Origin of the sequence: Pararobbsia silviterrae, from assembly GCF_003628125.1 — a bacterium.
GTDB lineage: Bacteria > Pseudomonadota > Gammaproteobacteria > Burkholderiales > Burkholderiaceae > Pararobbsia > Pararobbsia silviterrae.
Window position 1 is genome coordinate 1 of the sequence record NZ_RBZU01000005.1, and the last position, 20,142, is coordinate 20,142.

Here is a 20,142-nt window from a genome sequence, read left to right on the forward strand (position 1 = left end):
CTCGCTTGGGATCTCGGACCCCGATTTCGGTTTGCGTGGCATACATGCTCCTTTTGGTACATGTTATGCCTCGAACACAAAATCTCTGACACTCTCATAGCGCCGCGGACGATCACTCGCCATCTGGATCTCCCAAGTCATTCAAAATCGAATCGAGGTCCACCAGACCGGCACGGGCTCGCTTAAACAAGTCATCCAGTGCGGAGTACGGTTCTCGGACTTCAAGCAGTACGTGACCATCGAGATCGATCACAACCAGGACTAGATCTTCGACGCCGTAGAATTGGTCCCTGTCGCCATCGTAGCGTCGACGTCGTTCCTGATACAGGGCATAGCGCTGCCCCTTATGATGGACCTCTAGATACAGAGGGACGGTCACATCGGCGCCTGTAGTCAACCGCCAAGGCGGCTCTGCCACAGCCCATTTTAGAGTGCCGAGTGAAGTCAACCGATTTAGGGTTACTACGAGTTTCAAAATCTTCGCATCGGCTTGCATGTTCTATTCCCAATTCATGTTTTTTTCGACTTGTTTCAGCGCGATGACAGTCTTTTGCATTTCATAGTACAGCGCCCACGCTTCATCGATTGTCTTGGAACCCTGAGAGCTCTTCTTGCTTTTCGCCAGCCTTTGAGCAAGTCTTCGAGCCTCTAGCCCGTCTGCGCGTTTAACCATTTTGCTCGCCGTCATTAGGAGCGGGTTGGCCAATTGAAGTTGACCCGCAAAGTCGCGTTCGTTCTTAGGCCAGTCGTCCAGATGAGCGCTCAAAGTGGAGCCAATCTTCTCGATGTCTTTGATGACGTCCGGCAGTCGCCCGCGAGCGAGGTAGTGCTTCCTTATGTGGCTTACCTGATACGTAACATACAGCGTCAACACGAATCCAGCTGTGGTGATCGCGACCCCGAACAATGACAGCGCGGTATTGAGATCCTGGACCCATTGCGGAAAATAGCTTGTCAAAACGCCGTCCCGATCGAATGACCTTCGTTTGCGGCGCGACCGTGCATCAGATCGTCAAATATTCGACTCCGTCGATCCCTTTCTGTGCCGTTCTGCGTAGCTTTTGGCGTAGGCGACCCGGCCGTGCCCCGCAGCGTGGCGAACAGGCACTGCTGCATCATGGGCGTGCGCCTGGCGTGCGGCCACGCATGCCCCTTACTCTCCGAGCACCGCCTCAACGTGATCGTGTTCGCGCTGATTCGACGCGTGCCGCACGATCGCCCACACCATCAGCACGACCACGCTCGTGCCGAACAGCACGATGATCCACTGTATCGGCAGATCGATCTTGAGCAGCAGCGCATAAAGCCCGAGCATCACGAGTACGGCGATGTTCTGGTTGAAGTTCTGCACGGCGATCGAGTGACCCGCCGACAAGAGTTGCGCGCCGCGATGCTGAAGCACGGCGTTCATCGGCACGACGAAGAACCCGGCCAGCCCGCCGACGACGAGCATCTCGACGAACGCGAACACGAGGTAGTACGGCAGATGCAGCGCGCCGATCCGCCATGCGGCGCCTTCCGGAAAGAGTCCGCGCGAATAGAACGCCATGCAGATCGTGACCGCGCCCACGAGCGGCCCGACGGGCAAGACCTTGAACGCATCGCGCATCGGCACGCGCGCCGCCGCCCATGCCGCCCCCGCGGCAATGCCCAGCCCCGTGACCCCTTGGAGCGTCGCGGCCGCCGATAGCGACATGCCGAGCCGCACGTTCGCCCATTTGAGCACGATCAATTGCAGCGTGACCGCGCTGCCCCACAACAGCGTCGTGACCCAGAGCGCGATCTGCGCGAGCTTGTCGTGCCAGAGGACGTAGAAGCAGTGACGGAAATCGCGCACGAGCTTGAGCGGCTCGCGCAAGCGGTTCTCGTATCGCGCGCCCGTGTCGGGGATATCGATGTTGAGCACGCCCGCAAGTGCATAGACAAGGAACATCACGGCCATCGCGCATTGCGCGGCCGTATGCACGAGCGGCACGGTGTGCGCGCTGAGCCACTGCGCGACGCCCTGACTCACGAGCGCGCCGCCGGCCATCGTGCCGACGATCGTCGACAGCACGGTCGCCGATTCGAGCCACGCGTTCGCGGCGACGAGCTGACGCGCCGGCAGCAACTCGGTCAGGATGCCGTATTTCGCGGGCGAATACGCGGCGGCGCCGAATCCGATGAGCCCGTAGGCGAGCATCGGATGCACGTTCGCGAGCATCAGCACGCAGCCGCATGCCTTGAGCGCGTTCGAGACGAACATCACATGGCGCTTCTGCATCGCATCCGCGAACGCGCCGACAAACGGCGCGAGCACGATGTACGAGATCGTGAACAGGATCTGGAGCAGCGGCGTGACCCAGGGTTCCGCGTGGATATCGCGCAGCAGCGCGATGGCGGCGATCAGTAACGCATTGTCGGCGAGCGACGATACGAACTGCGCGGCGATGATCGTGTAAAAGCCTTTCTTCATCCGTCCTGGCATCCGGGGCGCGCACGCCGTCGCCGGCATGCGCGCGACCATCTCAAGCCCTGTGCTCAGGCCGCGGCTTCATGCACCTTGCTGTACGGGTTCAGCAGCGGAATCATCTGCGCGTAGAGCTTCGGATTCGCCGCGATGATCTCGCTCATATGCAGGAAATCGGCTTCGCCCGTGTAATTGCCGACGAGGCCGCCGGCCTCGGTGATCAGCAGGCTGCCCGCGGCGACGTCCCACGCCTTGATGCCTTGTTCGAAGAAGCCGTCCATGCGTCCGGCCGCGACGTTCGCGAGATCGAGCGCGGCGGCGCCCGGCCGGCGCAGACCCGCGCACGCCTCGGTCATTTCGCCGAACAGGTTCTTGTAACGGTCGAGACCCTGGAGATCACGGAACGGAAAGCCCGTGCAGAGCAGCGCGTCCGCCAGACGGTCGCGCTTGCCGACGCGAATGCGCCGATCGTTGAGGAACGCGCCGCGTCCGCGCGATGCGACGAACAGGTCGTTGCGATTCGGATCGAAGACGACGGCCTGCGTCACGATGCCGTTGTGCGCCAGCGCGATCGACACACAGTAGTACGGGAATCCATGAATGAAGTTCGTCGTGCCGTCGAGCGGATCGATGATCCATTCGAACTCCGACGTGTGCTCGCTGCGGCCCGATTCCTCGGCGAGGATCGCGTGATCGGGGTAGGCCGTCGAAATCGTCTCGATGATCGCGGCTTCGGAAGCCTTGTCGACCTCGGTCACGAAGTCGTTGTGCTGCTTCTTGCTGACCTTGACGAGGTCGAGATCGAGCGACGCGCGATTGATGATCTGTCCGGCGCGGCGCGCGGCCTTGACGGCGATGTTGAGCATCGGATGCATGAGACGAAATCCTTGTGGCGATGAAAGGCGATGGCCGAAGCCGGGCCGGCAGACGGAATACCTCGAACGGCCGGCGCGCGCGGCGCGGGATCGTTCGAACGGAAAAAGAGCGGGGTGCCGGCGCGGAACGGGCCGTTCGGGCACGCAAAGTCGACATTCTATCCGAGAGGGGCTGCGCTTGCCGCCTCGACGCAGGTAACATTTGCGTCCGTCCCCGCTGCAATCCACCGAATTCGCCGATGACCGATACCCTGCGTCCCGCCGACGCCGAACCCGCCGTGGCCGGCGGTTTTACCTCGACGCGCTTCGTGCTCGTCGAGCCGAGCCACCCCGGCAACGTCGGGGCGGCCGCGCGTGCGCTCAAGACCATGGGTTTCGCGCGCCTCGTCGTGGTCCGCCCGCGCGTCGCGCACGTGCACGAAGACCCCGATGCGCGCGCGATGGCCAGCGGCGCCGACGACGTGCTCGCGAGCACGCATCTCGTCGACTCGCTCGACGAAGCGCTCAGCGGCGTGCACTGGTCGCTCGCGCTCTCGGCGCGCACGCGCGAATACGGCCCCCCGGTCATGACCCCGCGCGCCGCGGCCGAACGCGCCGTGCCGATCGTCGCGGGCGGGCAGCACGAGATCGCGCTCGTGTTCGGCAACGAGCGCGTGGGCCTGTCGAATGCCGACGTCGAGCGCTGCAGCGCGATCGTCCATATCCCCGCGAATCCCGCGTATAGCTCGCTGAATCTCGCGCAGGCCGTGCAGGTGCTCGCCTACGAGTTGCGCACGGCGTTCCAGATGCACGGCCCCGTCGCGCACGCGGCGACCGGCTCGGGCGACCTCGACGCGTCGCCGCTCGCCGCGAACGACGATGTCGAACGCATGTTCGTGCATCTCGAGAACGCGCTCGTCGCGATCGACTTTCTCGATCCGGCCAACCCGAAGAAGCTGATGCCGCGTCTGCGCAGACTGTTTTCGCGCACGGGCCTCGAACGCGAAGAAGTCCATATCCTGCGCGGCATCGCGAAGCATATTCTGCTCAAGGCGCATCGATAGGCGCGGCGCTTATTGCGTCGTGTCGCCTCGTCGACGTGTTGCCCATAGACGCCAAGGGGCTATGCCAATGCGTGCGGCGAATCCCCTACAATTTGCGGCATGGCCTGAACGTAGACCCCACGTCGCTCACGTCGCTCAAGCGGTGCCCCCATAGCGCCGATGCACGATGTTCGCGTGCCCCGTTCGGGCGCCCCGGCGCGCCGCGTCGGCTCCATCGAATACGAATCATGTTCTCGAGACTCCGCGAAGACATTGCCGCGATCCGCGCAAAGGATCCGGCGGCCCGCAGCACGTGGGAAGTCCTGACGTGCTACCCGGGCGTGCATGCCTTGATGTTCCATCGGGTCGCGCACGCATGCTGGGGTGTCGGCCTGCGCTGGCTCGCGCGTTTTATCTCGCAGTGGGGCCGGTTCTGGACCGGCATCGAGATTCATCCGGCCGCGCGCATCGGACGCCGCGTGTTCATCGACCACGGCATGGGTGTCGTGATCGGCCAGACCGCCGAGGTCGGAGACGACTGCACGATCTACCAGGGCGTCACGCTGGGCGGGACCTCGCTCACGCGCGGCGCGAAGCGGCATCCGACGCTCGGCGCGGGCGTCATCGTCGGCGCGGGCGCGCAAGTGCTCGGCGGCTTCACGGTCGGCGAAGGCGCGAAGATCGGCTCGAATGCCGTCGTCGTCAAACCCGTGCCCGCGGGCGCGACGGCGCTCGGCAATCCGGCGCGGATCATCGCGGCGCGCACCGCGGAGCATGCGCCCGCGGCCGCGCTCGACACGCTGCATCCGGTCGCGCGTGCGTTCGCCGCCTACGGCGTGACGCCGAACCTCGATGATCCGACCTCGCTCGCGATCAACGGGCTCATCGAGCACGTGAGCCGTCAGGCAAGCCGTGTCGACGAAATCGTCGAAGCGCTCGATCGCCTCGGCGCGCATCTCGCGAACGAGCCCGCATGCAGCGAAAACGTCGCCCGGCTCAAGCGTCTCGCGGAAGTCGTCGAAGGGCGCTGACCGCGCCGCGGACGACGGGGCGTGCGTCGGTTTCACATGGATCGCGCATCCTGATCGTTAGGGATAAAGGGGGATAGCGCGTCGCCGCTATGGTGCGTGTCTCGAAGACACGGAGGCGCGCGATGCCCGGCACACGATCCTTGAATCCGTCCGCGTCGATTCGCACGCACCGCACCGCGCCGCGCCGAGAACGCGAAACGCGGTCGCCCGATCGCTCGCGAGGCATGGCGCACATCGCAGGCGTTGGTCCGCGCGAGACCGATCGATCGCGTTACGCGACACGTCCGGACACGGTGCGGCCTCGCGCAGTGCCGGACGCCGATCATTTCCGGCGCTTGGCCGAGCGTCTCGCGACACCGGGGGCGTGCCGGACGATCCGTCCCGAATGTATCGCGGAGATCCTCACGCGGTTGCCCGCATGGCCTGCCGATGTGCGTCTCGCGCTGATCTCGCGCAATCCGGACGGCGGCGTGGCACGCGTGATCGAAGTCGGACGCGAGGCGGCGCGCCGGTACGGTGCGACGATCCCGATCGACGCGATCGAGCGATACACGCGCGCCGCACCCGGACCTCGCGACGACCCGCGACGCGACGCGCTCGACGCTTTCCTTTCCGACGTGCTCGACGCGCTCGATACGCTCGACGCGCGCCATCGCGCGCGATGGTTCGAGGATGCCGCCGTGATTGCCGATGCGCCGGGTTTTGATCCGGTGACCTGGGTACGCGACGCCGTGTCGGAATATTTAATGACGCATGCGCCGGCGCTCGCGCAGGATCGCACGATGCTCGCGCGCGCCGGCGATCTCGAGTCCGCCGGCGTCGACTACGCGGCGCACCGCGACGCGTTCGACGCGCAGTGTGCGATGCTGGCCGTGCCGACGATATCCAAGCCCGCGGGCGTGTTCGCGTTGCTGATGTCGTGGCTGACGGGTGTGAGGGGTGCGCCGCACGCACGGCGTTTGGCGAGGGGTGCCGAGGGGGCGTCGACGGTCGATGTCCCATCGATGCATGCCGCGGCGGCTCAGCCGCCGCAGTGGGTGGCGCGTGGTCCGTCCTATGAGGGCGGGATGCATGCCGGCACCGGGTTCCATGCGAGGGCGACTTCCAACGCGATATCTGAGCCGATATCAAAGCCGATATCAAAGCCGATTCTCAAGCCCGCCGCGAAGCCGCTGCCGAAGCAGAACGACGTGCGCATCGCGCGGGCGGCCGCGCGGGCGCTGGCCCGCGCATCGAAGGGCGGACCAGCGCCGTCTGCGGCAAACCGTGCGACCTGGCTGTCCGCGCTCTTTGCCGATCATGCGCGGCACGCGCAACAAGCGCGGCGCAACGCGACGGACATGTCGGACACCTGGGCGCGCGCGCTCGCGCGACACGAGCGGAGCTACGGCGCGCGTCGAGGCGAGACGATGGCGAGCGCGTACCGTCAGATGTTGCTCTCGCGCATGATCGAGTTTCTGGCGTCCGGGTCCGCCGAGGCGCCGCCGTTGACGCTCGGGGGCCTCTCGCTTGCCGAAGCCGCGCGCGCCAAACAGACGACACGCGAGGTTAAGGACGCGTGCGTAAGCCGTATCTCGCGCGAACTCGGCGTGTCCGAGTCGACGGCGGACTGGGCCGCCACGTGCCTGTTCGCCGCGCATCTCCCCGTCTGCGTTCACCCGGGCGTGCCGGGCGACCTCGTGCTCGGCAGCCTCGAGTGGGTCGATGTTCAGAACGGCATGGCCCTTGCCGAGTCGCTCGATGCGGATCCGTTCGACCTGTCTTACGCTGCGCTTCTGTCGTACGCGCAGACGGTCGAAGTCGCGCAGCGTAACGGCACGTTGCCTGCGCATCTGCGTATGGAGGGCATGCTCGAACGGACGCTTTTCGCCTTGCACGGCGGGTGGCGTGCGCCGCAGGAGGACACGGGGCCCTTGCACGAAGTCGCTTACGCGCATCGAACGAACGATACGGTTTGGCATGCGCTCGCCGTGGCGCGCGATCTGCGCTACGACAAGGTGGGGCGTCTGCTTGCGCGTACCGAGGCACTCGCGAAGTTCGAGGCCAAGCCCCCGATGACCCGTCGTACGTTCACGCAGCGGATGTTGCGCAAGAGCCTTCCCTACGAGCCGACCGACGCGATGATCGAACACCTGATGTCACACGACGTCATCGAGACGCGCAACGGCGAGCTCTCGCTCGACGCGCTCTACGGCAGTTATCTCGACACCTATCGCGCGCGCATCGAGCCGGTCTTCACGCATGTCGCGCGCGACGCGCTCGACGCGATGGGGATGCCGGGTTCGGGAGATGCGTCGTCCTCGGCGTCGATCCGCCTGCTCATGCCGCATGTCGAGATCACGAAGCACGCGCAATGGGCGGCGAGCCCGGGCGACGTCGGGTTCGAGCCCGCGCGCACCCTCCATCATCGCGGCCGCGATGACGTGTTGATCGTCGCGTGGCGTACAGGCCGCGACGAGGCGCTGTATTCGATCAACCTGCCGGATCTGTTGAACGGTACGACCGCGTCGGAGGCGCTGCTCCGGCCGTTCGTATCGGATGAGCGTCTGCTTGCGCAGAAACTCGGCGAGGCGCGCGGGCAGCTCTTCCTCGACGAGGCGAACCGCGATGTCCGATGGGGGGATGAGGCACGCTGGGGTGTCGAAACCTGGTCCGCGCCGCGTCCGCAGATGTCGGCCGCCGCGCAGATCGGGTACTACTTCGCGGATGTCTATCGCGCGCATGCGCGCGAGGCCGGTTATGAAGCGACGGCGATCCAGAAGCGCAATGCCGCGCTCGTCGATTTCCTGAAGTCGCTCGTGCCTTTTCACGACTTCATCCAACACGTGCGGGCCGGGCAGTCCTCCGAAGCGGTCGGTGCGCTCGGACGCGATGTGATTGCGCTGATTCCGCTTGCGCGGGCGATCGGCAAGGGCGTCACGGGTCTGACGCGGCTCGCGCGGATCGGGGGCGCAACGGCGCGGGCCGGATCGGCGAATGCGGCCGGCGCGATCACGCGAGGCACGGCGACGTCCGCCTCGGCGGCGGCGCTGCGCCTGTCCGCGCTCAAGATCGCGCGCGGTGTCGCGCGCGAGGCAGTGTTGCTGTTCGATCCGGGGTTCGAACTCGCGCTCGGCGCGGGCCGGCTCGCGGTGTCGGGCGCACGATGGGCGTCGACTCGGCTCGGGCGATTCGCGCTCGCGCTCGATGCGACGATCGGCGCGGCCGTCCATCGGTTGCCGATGCGCGAGCCCAACACGCGCACGGCTTCGATCCGCGGTCGTGTCTTTCCGGTCATCGATCTCGAAGGCCACGCCATACCGGTCAAGGCGATCGCGTCTCGCACGGATGGCGGCGTCATCGTCCATGCGGTCGACCCTCACTCGGGATTGCCTTATGGCCCGAGACTCGCGATCGATGCGCACGGTCGCGTCGCCGAGGCGGCCGCCTTGCGCAAGGCGATTCCATTGCGTCGAATCGACATGAGCCATCGGTTCGAAACAGCATTGCCGGCGGGGACGCGCGTCGAAGTGTGGCCGTATCTGCGTGCGCAGGCCGGCGACCATGCCGTGCTGCGGATCGACGATGCGTTTTATACGGTTCATCTTCGCAAGCGGTCGCCTTGTCTGAGACGTGTCGACGATGGGGCCGTGCTGAGCGTGGGTCGTGCGCCCGACGCGGTGTCGGCGACACGCGGCGCATCCGTCGACATCGAGCTCGACGGAAGCGCCGAAGCGCCGATGCTGCGCGTGACGCGCTCACGCGGCGACGCCGTGGCGGGCGAGCCCGTCTCCCTCGACGCGCAGTCGGCGCAGGCGCTCGAGCGGTACCGCGCAAGCCCTCGATTGCCGGCTCACGCACAGCCGAACCGGGTCGGCATGATCGCCGTGGACGGACGCCGCTATGTGCGGATCGGCGAGCACGACTATTTTGTGGTCTTCGAAGAGGGCACGTGGCGTGTGTGTCACGAGCGAGCGCGTTGGAAACCCGGCTTGCCGATCGCATTCGATGCGGCGACGAACCAGTGGGCTGTGCGCTCGAGTCCGAATCTGCCGGGCGGCGTCAATCCGGACGCGCCGAGGGTCGAGTCGGCCGCTCCCGTGAATTCGGTGCGGGCCGATCAGGTCCACGCTCAGATGGTCGGGCAGACCGGCGATCCGCAGACCATGTTCGAACAATGGGTGACACATCATGGCGTGCCGGATGACGATGCGAAGCGGATCCGTCTCGCTATCGAGACCGGTGCGGCCGAACTCGATCTGAGCGCGATTCCGGTGACAAGCGTCCCGAATTTTCTGCGTACGACGCCCGGCGTTAAAGCATTGAGTTTGCGCATTGCGGCGGTAGAGACGTTCACGGCGACGCCGCACGCATTCGGCGAGATCGAACGTCTCAGACTCTTCGCGGGCGACGCGGCGTCCGTCGTGATCATGCCCAGGAGGGCTGACGTGATGAACAACATCGAGGCGGCGCCGCTTGCGCGACTCGACCTCGTCGGCGGCGACAGGCTCCGGGAAATTTCGCTTCATGCGTGGAAGATTCACACACTGGATCTTCGCGATGTGGATCATGTCAGGCGTCTGATCTGTGAATGGGGCGCGCTCGAGACCTTCGATCTGCCGGATATGAGACACCTGGAGATCCTCGATTTGAAGGACAACCGGCTCACCGCGCTTCGTGTCAAGGATACGCATGCGTTCCCCGCGCTCGATACGCTGGACCTGTCGAGAAACGCGCTGACGTCGCTGCCGAGATTGAACGCTCCGAGGCTGGATGCCGTGTTGCTGAGCGACAATCGCTTGACGGACGTCGAATCGCTCGAACATCTGGCGTCCATCTCGACGTTGGATCTCCGTCGCAACGCACTGCAGCATGTGCCGGTGTATCTCGCGTCGCGAGACACATTGAAGACCTACCTGCTGGCGGCAAACGACTTCGACGAAGTGGATGCAGACATTGGCGCGTTCCGGCATCTGCAGACGCTCGATTTATCGAGCAATCGGATCGGCGTGCTGCCGGACGCAATCGGATCGTGCAGGAATCTCCAGTCGCTCGACGTTTCGTACAATCGACTCGTCACATTGCCGCCGAGCATCGGCACGTTGCCGCATCTGCAGATGCTCGATCTTGCCGTGAACGATCTGTTCGACGTGCCTTCACACCTGACGACGCTGCGTCAGCTTCGCGATCTCGATCTCGCCGCCAACCATATTCGCGTCCTGCCGGATCGGATTGACGATCTTCCGCTCGAACGTCTCTGTCTTGATGACAACCCGCTCGACGGCGTGCCCGCGCCGTTATTGCGCGCGCACACGAGATCGGGACAGCCCTCGCTGCCTGATCTCGAGTATCTGGCGATATCGAGAACAGGGATTGCGTCGCTGCCGCAGGGGATCGGCCACCATACTCGGCTCGACGTGATCGAGATCGACGGCAATCCGCGACTCGACGCGCTGCCTGACGATCTGACGCGTCTTGTGAACCTTCGCGAGTTACAGATCGAACGCTGCGGCTTGGTCGAGTTGCCGCCCGTGCTCGCAGGCATGAGGCCGAACACCATTGCGCGACTCAACGGCAATCCGCTGAGCAACAACGCGTTGGCCACGATCGAGGCGCGGAACACGGGCCGGTCGGACTGGCGTCCGGCGTCCGGTGCGCGCCTCACTAACGAGCCGGCGTTCAATGACGCCGACCTCGACTTGGAGGTCGAGGCCTGGCGCTCGCGCGCGCGCTTACCCGTGAGTAGTGCCGCGCGACGCTTCTGGCGGCAGGACCTCGCCTCCAAGGGCACAATGGACTTCGCGCTGCTCTTGCGTCGTCTGGCTCATACCGCCGCCTATCGGTCCGGCGGGCAAGTGATGCGCAGTGCGATGATCCGTCGTGTCAACGACATGCTGGACAGCCTGGAAGACGCGCCGGAATTGCGTGCGTCGGTCGTCGCGCTCGCCACCGACGGTGTGGAGACCTGCGTCGATCGAGTCCAGCTCTGCTTCGATTCGATCCGCACGACGGTCGCGCTCCATCGGATCGAATCCGAGGGGGGGCTGTCGGCCGGCACCGCGTTGCTGCGTATGCGCGACACGTTCCGTCGCGAGCACATTGCGAACGCTGCCCAAAGCGATCTGCAACAGCGTATCGAACAGATTCAATCGGGGGCGGGGCCGTCGAGTGGCCGGCAACCGCCGTCGCAGGATCTCGTTGAAATCGAACTGGCCTATTTGACGGGCATCGGGGAGTACGGTATCCATTTGATCGACGAAGCGCAGCGGATGATGTTCGTGCGATATGCGGACGTTGCGCGCGCGTCGATCGCGCGCGTGGCGATCGATATTCGAGCCGCGGAACGTCTTCATCTCAGTGCGTATATGGTGGAGCGCGATGCCTGGCGCAGCTATCTGGAACGTCATTTCCGCGCTGAATACGAGGCCGTTTGCCAGACGTTCGACGACCGCATACCGATGCCGCCCGACAGCAGCGAGCCGGAGATCGTGAGCGCGTTTGAGTCCGAAGCCGCCGAATGGGGCGAGCAGCGCAAGCACGCGATCGATCGATGGAGGCTGGACACGACGAACCGCCTGATCCACGAGCACGCGCTTTTCGAGCGGAGGGACTAGGTTCGAGGCGGTCTCGACGACGCTTCAGTCGAGCGGCCGTTGCGCAAGCCCGTGCGCATCGAGCCGCAGATAACCGCCGCGCGGCGCGCCGTGATCGAGGTCCCAGTCGGGAATCACCCAGCGTTCGATCGGCACGCGATCGATATGCATCCGATGCGTGGCCGGCAGATGCGTATGGCCGTGGATCATCGTCGTCGCGCCGCTCGACGCGAACAGCTTCGCGACGGCGTCGGGCGTCACGTCGGCGATGGCCATGCGTTCGGGCGTCCATGTCGTTTGACTGCGATCCCGCATGCGCGCGGCGAGTGCGAGTCGCCACTTGAGCGGCCAGCTCAGAAAAAAACACCGTCCCGCGGCGCTATGCGAAACCCGCCGGAATCGCTGATAACCGATATCGGCCGTGCAGAGCGCGTCGCCATGCGCGAGCACGATGCGCCGCTCGAACGCGTCGAGCACGAACGGATCCGGAAGCAGGGTGCCGCCCGCCGCGCGCGCAAAGCGTTCGCCGAGCAGAAAGTCGCGGTTGCCTTGCATCAGATAGAGCGCGATGCCGCGCGACGACAGCGAGCGCAGCGTCGCCGCGACGTGTTGCGCGAACGGCGTGCCGAGCATGTCGTCGCCGATCCAGTATTCGAACAGATCGCCGAGGATATAGACCGCGCCCGCATCCGATGCGGTGACCGCGATAAAGCGTTCGAACGCCGCGACGGTCTTCGGGATCGATTCGCTGAGATGGAGATCGGAGATGAACAGCAGCGGGCGCGAGGCGGGCATGGTGGGCGGCGTCGGGGGGCGCGGCAAGGGCGACGACGTGCGACGACGTGCGGCGCCGGCGCGCGCCGGTGCAGCACGTGTCGCGGCCGTGGTCTTATTCGACGACGACGGCCTTCTCGATCACGACGTCTTCGACGGGCACGTCCTGATGGAAGCCCTTGTTGCCGGTCTTGACCTTCTTGATCGCGTCGACGACGTCGAGGCCTTCGACGATCTTGCCGAACACGCAGTAGCCCCAGCCTTGCGGCGTCGGCGAGCTGAAGTTCAGGAAATCGTTGTCCTTCACGTTGATGAAGAACTGGGCCGTGGCCGAGTGCGGATCGTTCGTGCGCGCCATCGCGAGCGTGCCGCGTTCGTTCTTGAGGCCGTTGTCGGCTTCGTTCGCGACGGGCGCTTCCGTCGGCTTCTGATCCATGCCTTGTGCGAAGCCGCCGCCTTGAATCATGAAGCCGTCGATGACGCGGTGGAACACCGTGCCGTCATAGTGGCCGGACTTGACGTAGTTCAGAAAATTTTCGACCGTCTTCGGCGCCTTCTCGGCGTTGAGTTCGATCTTGATGACGCCGTGGTTTGTATGAAGTTCGACCATGAGAAATTCCTTTTAAGGTGTCTGGGTGGGAGAGAGCGGCACGTCGCGCAAGACTGCCGACGCATGACGCGTGCCGCGACCTTGCATCAGTGGCCGACCACCGTCGCCGACTCGATGACGACAGGCACGCGAGGCACGTCCTGCATCATGTTTTCGGTGTGCGTGGGTACGATCTCGATCTTCTTCACGACATCCATGCCGCTCACGACCTTGCCGAACACCGCATAGCCGTAGCCGTCGGGTTGCGGGAAGTCGAGGCTCGCATTATCGACGACGTTGATGAAAAATTGCGACGTTGCCGAGTTCGGGTCGTTCGTGCGCGCCATCGCGATCGTGCCCGTCAGGTTCTTGAGCCCGTTGCGGCTTTCGATTGCGATCGGCGCATGCGTCGGCTTTTCCTTGAGATCGGTGGTGAAGCCGCCGCCCTGGACCATGAAGCCCGGGATCACGCGATGAAACACGGTGCCGTTGTAGTGGCCTTCCTTGACGTACGTGAGGAAGTTGTCGACGGTCTTCGGCGCTCTTGCAGGATCGAGTTCGACGGTGAAGTCGCCGAGCGATGTCTTGAACAGCACGTCCGGATTCGCCTGAGCCGCCACGGACGACAGGGCGAACGACACGGCGACGGCGCACGACGCGAGGGCCGGGAAAAAGCGCTTCATGAAGGTTCCTTGCTAAGCGGACTCGGGGTAAGCGGACTCAGGATAAGCGACGCATCAATTGCGCGACGGCGAAACGGGCATGCCGCCCGTGCTGGGCTCCGACGGCAGGATTTCCGGCGCCGGCAGGCCCGGCAGCGCGGGCTCGGTCGTGGCCTCGGACGCAGGCGCGGACGCGGATGCGGATGCGGGCGTGGCCGGCGCGGCGGCCGTCGCGCTCGCGGGCGAGAGGATCGCGCCGATCTTCGTCGCGCGGCTACGCGAATCGGCATCGCGCTTGTTGAGCGTCGACGCGTGCGTATAGGCGTCTTGCGCGAGCTTCAGATAGAGGCTGCCGAGGTTCTGGTAGCCGAGCGCGAAGCCGGGGTTCGCGGTGATCGCGGTTTCAAGCGTCGCGCGCGCGCTGTCGTACTGGCCGTGCTTCGCATAGAGCGCGGCGAGATTGTTATAAGGCTCGGGAAGTTCGGGGTATTGCTGCGTGAGCGCCTGAAACGCGGTGATCGCATCGTCGTCGCGGCCCATGCGCGCGAGCACCGTCGCGCGTTTGAATTTCGCCTGCGCATCGAGCGGGTGCGTCTTCAGATGCTCGTCGAGCTGGCTGAGCGCCTGCGACCAATTGTGGTTCGCGATCGAGGCATCGATCTCGGGCGTGCCGTCGAGCACCGGGTTCTTGACGGGCGGCGCGCGGCCGGCTTGGGCCTGCGCGTCGATCACGGGCGCGACAGGCGCCGGCAGCGGAAGCGTGCCCGACGCCGCGAGCAGCAGCCAGAGCGCGCCGCCCGCGCCCATCAGGCGCGCGGCGGCCGACGCCGCATCCATGCGACGCGACGCATGCGCGCCGATCGACGGCATGCGCGTGTGAACCGTTGTCGCGGCTTGGGTTGTCTCGGGACGGACGCCCGACCGACGATGCCGCATAGGGACAGCGGATGCGCCGCGCATGATCTTCATAGGCCAAATCGTGAATGGTATACTCGCCGGCATTCTAACAAAATGTCCGCGCGTTCCCCGAACGATCGGACAGCCGCCGCGAGGGCGACGCCACATCGCCTCCGGCCGTGTCCCCCAACCCGTTGTCGCCGGCATTGCGCTGACTTTCCGGGCCTCGTACCGTTCTATGGATTCACTCCGAATTTACAACACGCTCTCGCGTGAAAAAGAGACGTTTGTGCCGCTCACGCCGGGCGAGGTGCGCATGTACGTGTGCGGGATGACCGTGTACGACTACTGCCACATCGGTCATGCGCGCGTGATGGTCGCGTTCGATCTCGTGCAGCGCTGGCTGCGCGCGCTCGGGTACCGTGTGACCTATGTGCGCAACATCACCGACATCGACGACAAGATCATTCGTCGCGCGGTCGAGAACGGCGAGACGATTGGCGCGCTCACGGATCGATTCATTCGCGCGATGCACGAGGATGCCGATGCGCTGGGTGTCGCGCGGCCCGATCACGAACCGCGCGCGACACGCTATATCCCGCAGATGCTGTCGATGATCGACCGGCTCGAACACAACGGGTATGCGTACCAGGGCACGGACGGCGACGTCAATTTCGCGGTCCGAAAGTTTGCGAACTACGGTCAACTGTCGGGCAAGTCGCTCGAGGATCTCCGCGCGGGCGAACGCGTGACGACCAACGAAGCGAAAGCCGATCCGCTCGACTTCGTCCTTTGGAAACAAGCCAAGGCGGACGAGCCGCCCGAGTCGAAGTGGGATTCGCGCTGGGGGCATGGGCGGCCCGGTTGGCACATCGAATGCTCGGCGATGGCGTGCGAGTTGCTCGGCGAACGTTTCGACATTCATGGAGGCGGGCAGGACCTGCAGTTCCCGCACCATGAGAATGAAATTGCGCAAAGCGAAGGCGCGAGCGGCGCGCATTTCGTCAACTACTGGATGCACAACGGATACATCCAGATCGACAACGAGAAGATGTCGAAATCGCTGGGCAACTTCTTCACGATTCGTGAAGTGCTCGAACGATTCGATGCCGAAGTGCTGCGCTTTTTTATCCTGCGCGCGCACTATCGGAGCCCGTTGAACTACAGTGATGTTCATCTCGACGACGCGCGCGCGGGACTCACGCGGCTCTATACGGCGCTCAAGGATGTCGAGCCCGACACGGGCGCGCTCGACTGGAACGAGGCGTTCGCGGCGCGCTTCCGCGCGGCGATGAACGACGACTTCAACACGGTCGTCGCGGTGTCGGCGTTGTTCGAGCTGGCGAGCGAAGTGAACCGCACGCGCGAGCCTGCGCTGGCGCGGCAGTTGCGCGGGCTCGGCAATCTGCTGGGCTTGCTCGAGCGCGATCCGCGCGCGTTTCTCCAGTCGGCGGCAGGTGCGCAAGGAGCGGGCGAGGGACTCGACGCGCAGGCGATCGAGGCGTCGATCGAGGCGCGTGCCGCAGCCAAGCGTGCAAAGAACTATGCCGAGGCCGATCGGATTCGTGGCGCGTTGCTGGCCGCGGGTGTTGTACTCGAAGATAAACCTGGCGGCGCGACCGAATGGCGCCGCGCATGACCGGGCGACAACCGGGAGGCGAGATGGCAACGGCGAGCAAGACCGTCGGTGCAGGGACGGTCGGCGCGGGCACGGATGCGGTCGCGCGCACGGCCGCGCGCAAGAGCCCCGCGAAGGCGGATTCGACTCGCGCGTCCAATGGCGCGGCAGGGCATGCGAGGCCGGCGAGTCTCGTCGAGCCGGCGTTGACGCGTCCCGACTACTGGGATCGCGCCTGCGCGGACCTCGTGCGGCGCGACCGGATTCTCAAGAAGCTGATTCCGCAGTTCGGGCCCGTGCATCTGGCGGCGCGTCACGATCCGTTCGTGACGCTCGCGCGCTCGGTCGTCGGTCAGCAGGTATCGGTCAAGGCCGCGCAGGCGGCGTGGGAGCGCGTCAAGCTCGCGTGTCCGTCGCTCGCGCCCGCGAAACTCACGAAGCTCGGGCAGGACAAGCTCATCGGATGCGGACTCTCGAAGCGCAAGGCCGATTACATCCTCGATCTGGCCGCGCACTTCGTGTCGGGGGCCTTGCACGTCGACACCTGGGCGACGATGGACGATGAAGCGGTCGTCGCGGAGCTCACGCAGATTCGCGGCATCGGCCGATGGACGGCCGAGATGTTCCTGATCTTCAACCTGATGCGGCCCGATGTTCTGCCGCTCGACGATCCGGGCCTGATTCAGGCGATCAGCGTCAATTACTTCAGCGGTGAACCCGTCACGCGCAGCGAGGCGCGCGAGGTCGCGGCGAACTGGGAACCGTGGCGCACGGTGGCGACCTGGTATATGTGGCGCAGTCTCGACGATCTCGCGGTATGAGTCTGCGTCCGAGGCGCGGCCCGGGCCGGTCGGATTGACCGCATGCGGCCGTTTTTTCGCAAGGCGCGCCGACTGATTTAGAATACGCGCTTCCGGCAAGACCGAAGGATTGAACAATGAAGACCACTTTTCTGGATTTCGAGCAGCCGATCGCTGAGCTCGAGGCGAAGATCGACGAACTGCGGTTTGTGCAGGACGATTCGGCTGTCGATATTTCGGAAGAGATCGACCGTCTGTCGAAGAAGAGTCAGCAACTGACGAAGGATCTATACGCGAATCTGTCGCCCTGGCAGGTGTCGCAGATCGCGCGTCATCCGCAACGTCCGTATACGTTCGACTACGTGAACGAGATGTTCACGGACTTCCACGAGCTGCACGGCGACCGCAACTTCGCCGACGATCAATCGATCATCGGCGGACTCGCGCGATTCAACGGTCAGGCCTGCATGGTCATCGGTCAGCAGAAGGGGCGCGATACGAAGGAGCGCGCGATGCGCAACTTCGGGATGCCCAAGCCCGAAGGCTATCGCAAGGCCGAGCGCTTCATGCGCCTGGCCGAGAAATTCGGCTTGCCGCTGTTCACGTTCATCGATACGCCGGGCGCGTATCCGGGCATCGACGCGGAAGAGCGCGGCCAGTCCGAAGCGATCGGTCATAACCTTTACGTGATGGCCGAACTCAAGGTGCCGATCATCGCGACGATCATCGGCGAAGGCGGTTCGGGCGGGGCGCTCGCGGTCGCGGTCGCCGATTCGGTGCTGATGCTCCAGTTCGCGACGTACTCGGTGATTTCGCCCGAAGGGTGCGCGTCGATTCTCTGGAAGAGCGCGACGAAGGCGCCCGAGGCCGCCGAGGCCCTGGGCCTGACTGCGCATCGTCTCAAGGCGCTGGGCCTGATCGACAAGATCGTCAACGAGCCGCTCGGCGGCGCGCATCGCGATATGAAGGGCATGGCGGCGATGCTGCGCCGCGCGCTCGCGGACTCGGTGCGCCAGTTCCAGGGCATGAGCACGAAGGAACTGCGCGAGCGCCGGCTCGAGCGGCTCATGAGCTATGGCAAGTTCAAGGAAAGCCACCCGGGGCAATAAGCCCGGGGCCGGTCGTTCCGGCCTTCGATCGACGCCTTCTCGCCGCGCGGCGCACGGGGAAGCGGGATCGGAGCCGGCGTCCGATGCAGAGGCACGCGCCGAGGCCGATGTCGATGCCGTTCTGACCGCCGTTCGCGCGGTCTTCGATTCCCAATCCCTGTGGTGGACTTCGCGCGCGACGCACGCCGATTCGCGTCGAGTCGCGATTGCATTGAGCGGCGGACTCGATTCGACGGTGCTGCTCGATGCGGTCGTGCGCGTGGCCGGTCCGTCGCGATGCGTCGCTTTGCACGTGCATCACGGCTTGAGCGCGAACGCGGATGCCTGGCTCGATCATGCGCGCGCATGCGCGACGCGGCTCGGCGTGACGTTCGATGCGCGTCGCGTCGATCTGTCCGCTTATCGCGGCACGGGTATCGAAGCGGCCGCGCGCGATGCGCGGTATCGCGCGTTGTTCGAGCTCGGCGAGCGGCACCGTGCCGATACGTTGATGCTCGCGCATCATGCCGACGATCAGGCCGAGACGTTCCTGCTTCAGGCCTTGCGCGGCGCGGGGCTGCGCGGCCTCGCATCGATGCCCGCGGTCGCCGAATTCCGGATGGCGCGCGCCGATGCCGTCGCGCATCGATGCTCGATCGTGCGTCCCTTGCTCGATCTGCCGCGCGCCGCGCTGCATGCGTATGCGCTGCGCCGCGGCCTGTCATGGATCGACGACGAGTCGAACGACGATCCGCGCTACGCGCGCAATGCCTTGCGGCATGCCGTGCTGGTCCCGCTCTCGGCGCACTTTGCTTCGTATCGCGAGGGCCTCGCGCGCAGCGCGCGTCATGCGGCCGACGCGCAAGCGTTGCTCGACGAAGTGGCGGATGCCGATCTGCAATCGTTGAAGGTACAGATGGACGGGCGCACTGAAATGGGTGGCGACTCGACGTCCCGCGCATCGATCTCGGGTACGTCGCTGTCGGATGCGTCGAAGTCCGGCGAAGGGTCGACGCCGCTTTCGCTGTCGGCGTGGCGCGAGCTCGATGCGCGCAGCGCGCGCCGCGCGGCCAACGTGCTGCGCTATTGGATTCGAGCGAACGGGCTACGCGCGATGAGCGTCGCGCGCTTCGATGATCTGCTCGCGAAGCTGCGGACCGCGGTCGTCGATCGCACCTTGTCGATCGTGCATGAAGGCGCGACCTTGCGTCAGTATCGCGACGTGCTCGATTGGAGCGCGGCAAGGACCGAGGCCATGACCGAGCCGGCGTCGCGCGCCGAGAGTCTCGGCTGGGCAGGCCATGCGGTCTGGCGGCTGCCCGCGTGGCGCGGCACGCTGGTGTTCGTGCCGACGCACTCCGACGACCCTGATCGCCTGAGCGTCGCGCAGTTGCGCCGGCATGTGTTGCATGCGGTCGCGCGGCGCGGCGGCGAACGCATGCGCATCGCGGCGGGGCGACCGTCGCGCAGTCTCAAGCATCTGTTTCAGGAGGCCGCATGGCCCGCATGGCGGCGTGACGTGCCGCTGATCTTTCTGGGCGATCGCTTGCTCTACGTGCCGGGGATCGGTCTGAATCGCGATCCCGATCTTGATCCGGATGTCGATCCCGATGCGTCGGCCGAGCCGGATCGGCCGAGCGACTTCGCGGCGTTCGATCGCGATGCGTTCGACGCGGACTGGTGCCGACTCGAGTGGCGCGGTGACCTGCTCATCGCGTGATCGATCTCGCGCGGTGTCGTCTCATTGCGATTTGATCCGCGCTAA

Annotated in this window: 15 protein-coding genes; 7 read left to right on the forward strand and 8 right to left on the reverse strand. The window is 65.2% G+C overall.

From position 1 onward, the window contains the following. Positions 1–112: 112 nt before the first annotated feature. From D7S86_RS12595 to D7S86_RS12610, 4 genes are all read right to left on the reverse strand, one after another. Entirely contained in the window at positions 113–496 is a 384-nt protein-coding gene (locus D7S86_RS12595) for a hypothetical protein (protein ID WP_121086975.1), read from the reverse strand. Positions 497–499: 3 nt separating this feature from the next. Next, positions 500–958 (reverse strand): hypothetical protein, encoded by a 459-nt coding sequence (locus D7S86_RS12600; protein ID WP_121086977.1) that lies wholly within the window; start codon positions 956–958, stop codon positions 500–502. A 195-nt stretch (positions 959–1,153) separates the two neighbouring features. Continuing rightward, positions 1,154–2,455 carry a lysophospholipid transporter LplT gene (lplT, locus tag D7S86_RS12605; RefSeq protein ID WP_121087546.1) on the reverse strand — a complete coding sequence of 434 codons (1,302 nt, stop codon included), beginning with the start codon at positions 2,453–2,455 and terminating at the stop codon, positions 1,154–1,156. Between the two features lie 65 nt (positions 2,456–2,520). Next, a complete protein-coding gene (locus D7S86_RS12610; protein WP_121086979.1) occupies positions 2,521–3,324 on the reverse strand; it encodes an inositol monophosphatase family protein in 804 nt (267 codons plus the stop codon). 239 nt (positions 3,325–3,563) lie between these two features. On the opposite strand from D7S86_RS12610, the gene D7S86_RS12615 reads away from it, so the two are divergent. From D7S86_RS12615 to D7S86_RS12625, 3 genes are all read left to right on the forward strand, one after another. Further along, a complete protein-coding gene (locus tag D7S86_RS12615) occupies positions 3,564–4,367 on the forward strand; it encodes an RNA methyltransferase (RefSeq protein ID WP_121086981.1) in 804 nt (267 codons plus the stop codon). Positions 4,368–4,594: 227 nt separating this feature from the next. Then, positions 4,595–5,377 (forward strand): serine O-acetyltransferase, encoded by a 783-nt coding sequence (cysE, locus tag D7S86_RS12620; protein WP_121086984.1) that lies wholly within the window; start codon positions 4,595–4,597, stop codon positions 5,375–5,377. A 308-nt stretch (positions 5,378–5,685) separates the two neighbouring features. Beyond that, complete coding sequence (locus D7S86_RS12625; RefSeq protein WP_158601936.1) at positions 5,686–11,970, forward strand: NEL-type E3 ubiquitin ligase domain-containing protein; 6,285 nt, start codon at positions 5,686–5,688, stop codon at positions 11,968–11,970. Positions 11,971–11,994: 24 nt separating this feature from the next. Here D7S86_RS12625 and D7S86_RS12630 read toward each other — a convergent pair whose 3' ends face one another. The 4 genes from D7S86_RS12630 to D7S86_RS12645 form a co-directional block, all read right to left on the reverse strand. Continuing rightward, positions 11,995–12,744, reverse strand: coding sequence for a UDP-2,3-diacylglucosamine diphosphatase (locus tag D7S86_RS12630; RefSeq protein ID WP_121086988.1), 750 nt, complete (start codon positions 12,742–12,744; stop codon positions 11,995–11,997). A 94-nt stretch (positions 12,745–12,838) separates the two neighbouring features. Further along, positions 12,839–13,333 (reverse strand): peptidylprolyl isomerase, encoded by a 495-nt coding sequence (locus tag D7S86_RS12635; RefSeq protein ID WP_121086990.1) that lies wholly within the window; start codon positions 13,331–13,333, stop codon positions 12,839–12,841. 86 nt (positions 13,334–13,419) lie between these two features. Then, complete coding sequence (locus tag D7S86_RS12640; protein WP_121086992.1) at positions 13,420–13,995, reverse strand: peptidylprolyl isomerase; 576 nt, start codon at positions 13,993–13,995, stop codon at positions 13,420–13,422. 54 nt (positions 13,996–14,049) lie between these two features. Then, positions 14,050–14,844 (reverse strand): tetratricopeptide repeat protein, encoded by a 795-nt coding sequence (locus D7S86_RS12645; RefSeq protein ID WP_240648117.1) that lies wholly within the window; start codon positions 14,842–14,844, stop codon positions 14,050–14,052. A gap of 265 nt (positions 14,845–15,109) precedes the next feature. Between D7S86_RS12645 and cysS the strand changes: the two genes are divergently transcribed. The 4 genes from cysS to tilS all read left to right on the forward strand — a co-directional run bounded on the left by cysS (position 15,110) and on the right by tilS (position 20,097). Then, positions 15,110–16,510: a cysteine--tRNA ligase gene (gene cysS, locus D7S86_RS12650; RefSeq protein ID WP_121086994.1), complete on the forward strand. Its 1,401-nt coding sequence runs from the start codon at positions 15,110–15,112 to the stop codon at positions 16,508–16,510. A gap of 23 nt (positions 16,511–16,533) precedes the next feature. Then, entirely contained in the window at positions 16,534–17,310 is a 777-nt protein-coding gene (locus D7S86_RS12655; protein WP_121087548.1) for a DNA-3-methyladenine glycosylase family protein, read from the forward strand. A 116-nt stretch (positions 17,311–17,426) separates the two neighbouring features. Further along, positions 17,427–18,398 carry an acetyl-CoA carboxylase carboxyltransferase subunit alpha gene (locus D7S86_RS12660; RefSeq protein ID WP_121086996.1) on the forward strand — a complete coding sequence of 324 codons (972 nt, stop codon included), beginning with the start codon at positions 17,427–17,429 and terminating at the stop codon, positions 18,396–18,398. Positions 18,399–18,519: 121 nt separating this feature from the next. After that, positions 18,520–20,097 (forward strand): tRNA lysidine(34) synthetase TilS, encoded by a 1,578-nt coding sequence (gene tilS / locus D7S86_RS12665; protein WP_420813245.1) that lies wholly within the window; start codon positions 18,520–18,522, stop codon positions 20,095–20,097. Positions 20,098–20,142: the final 45 nt, after the last annotated feature.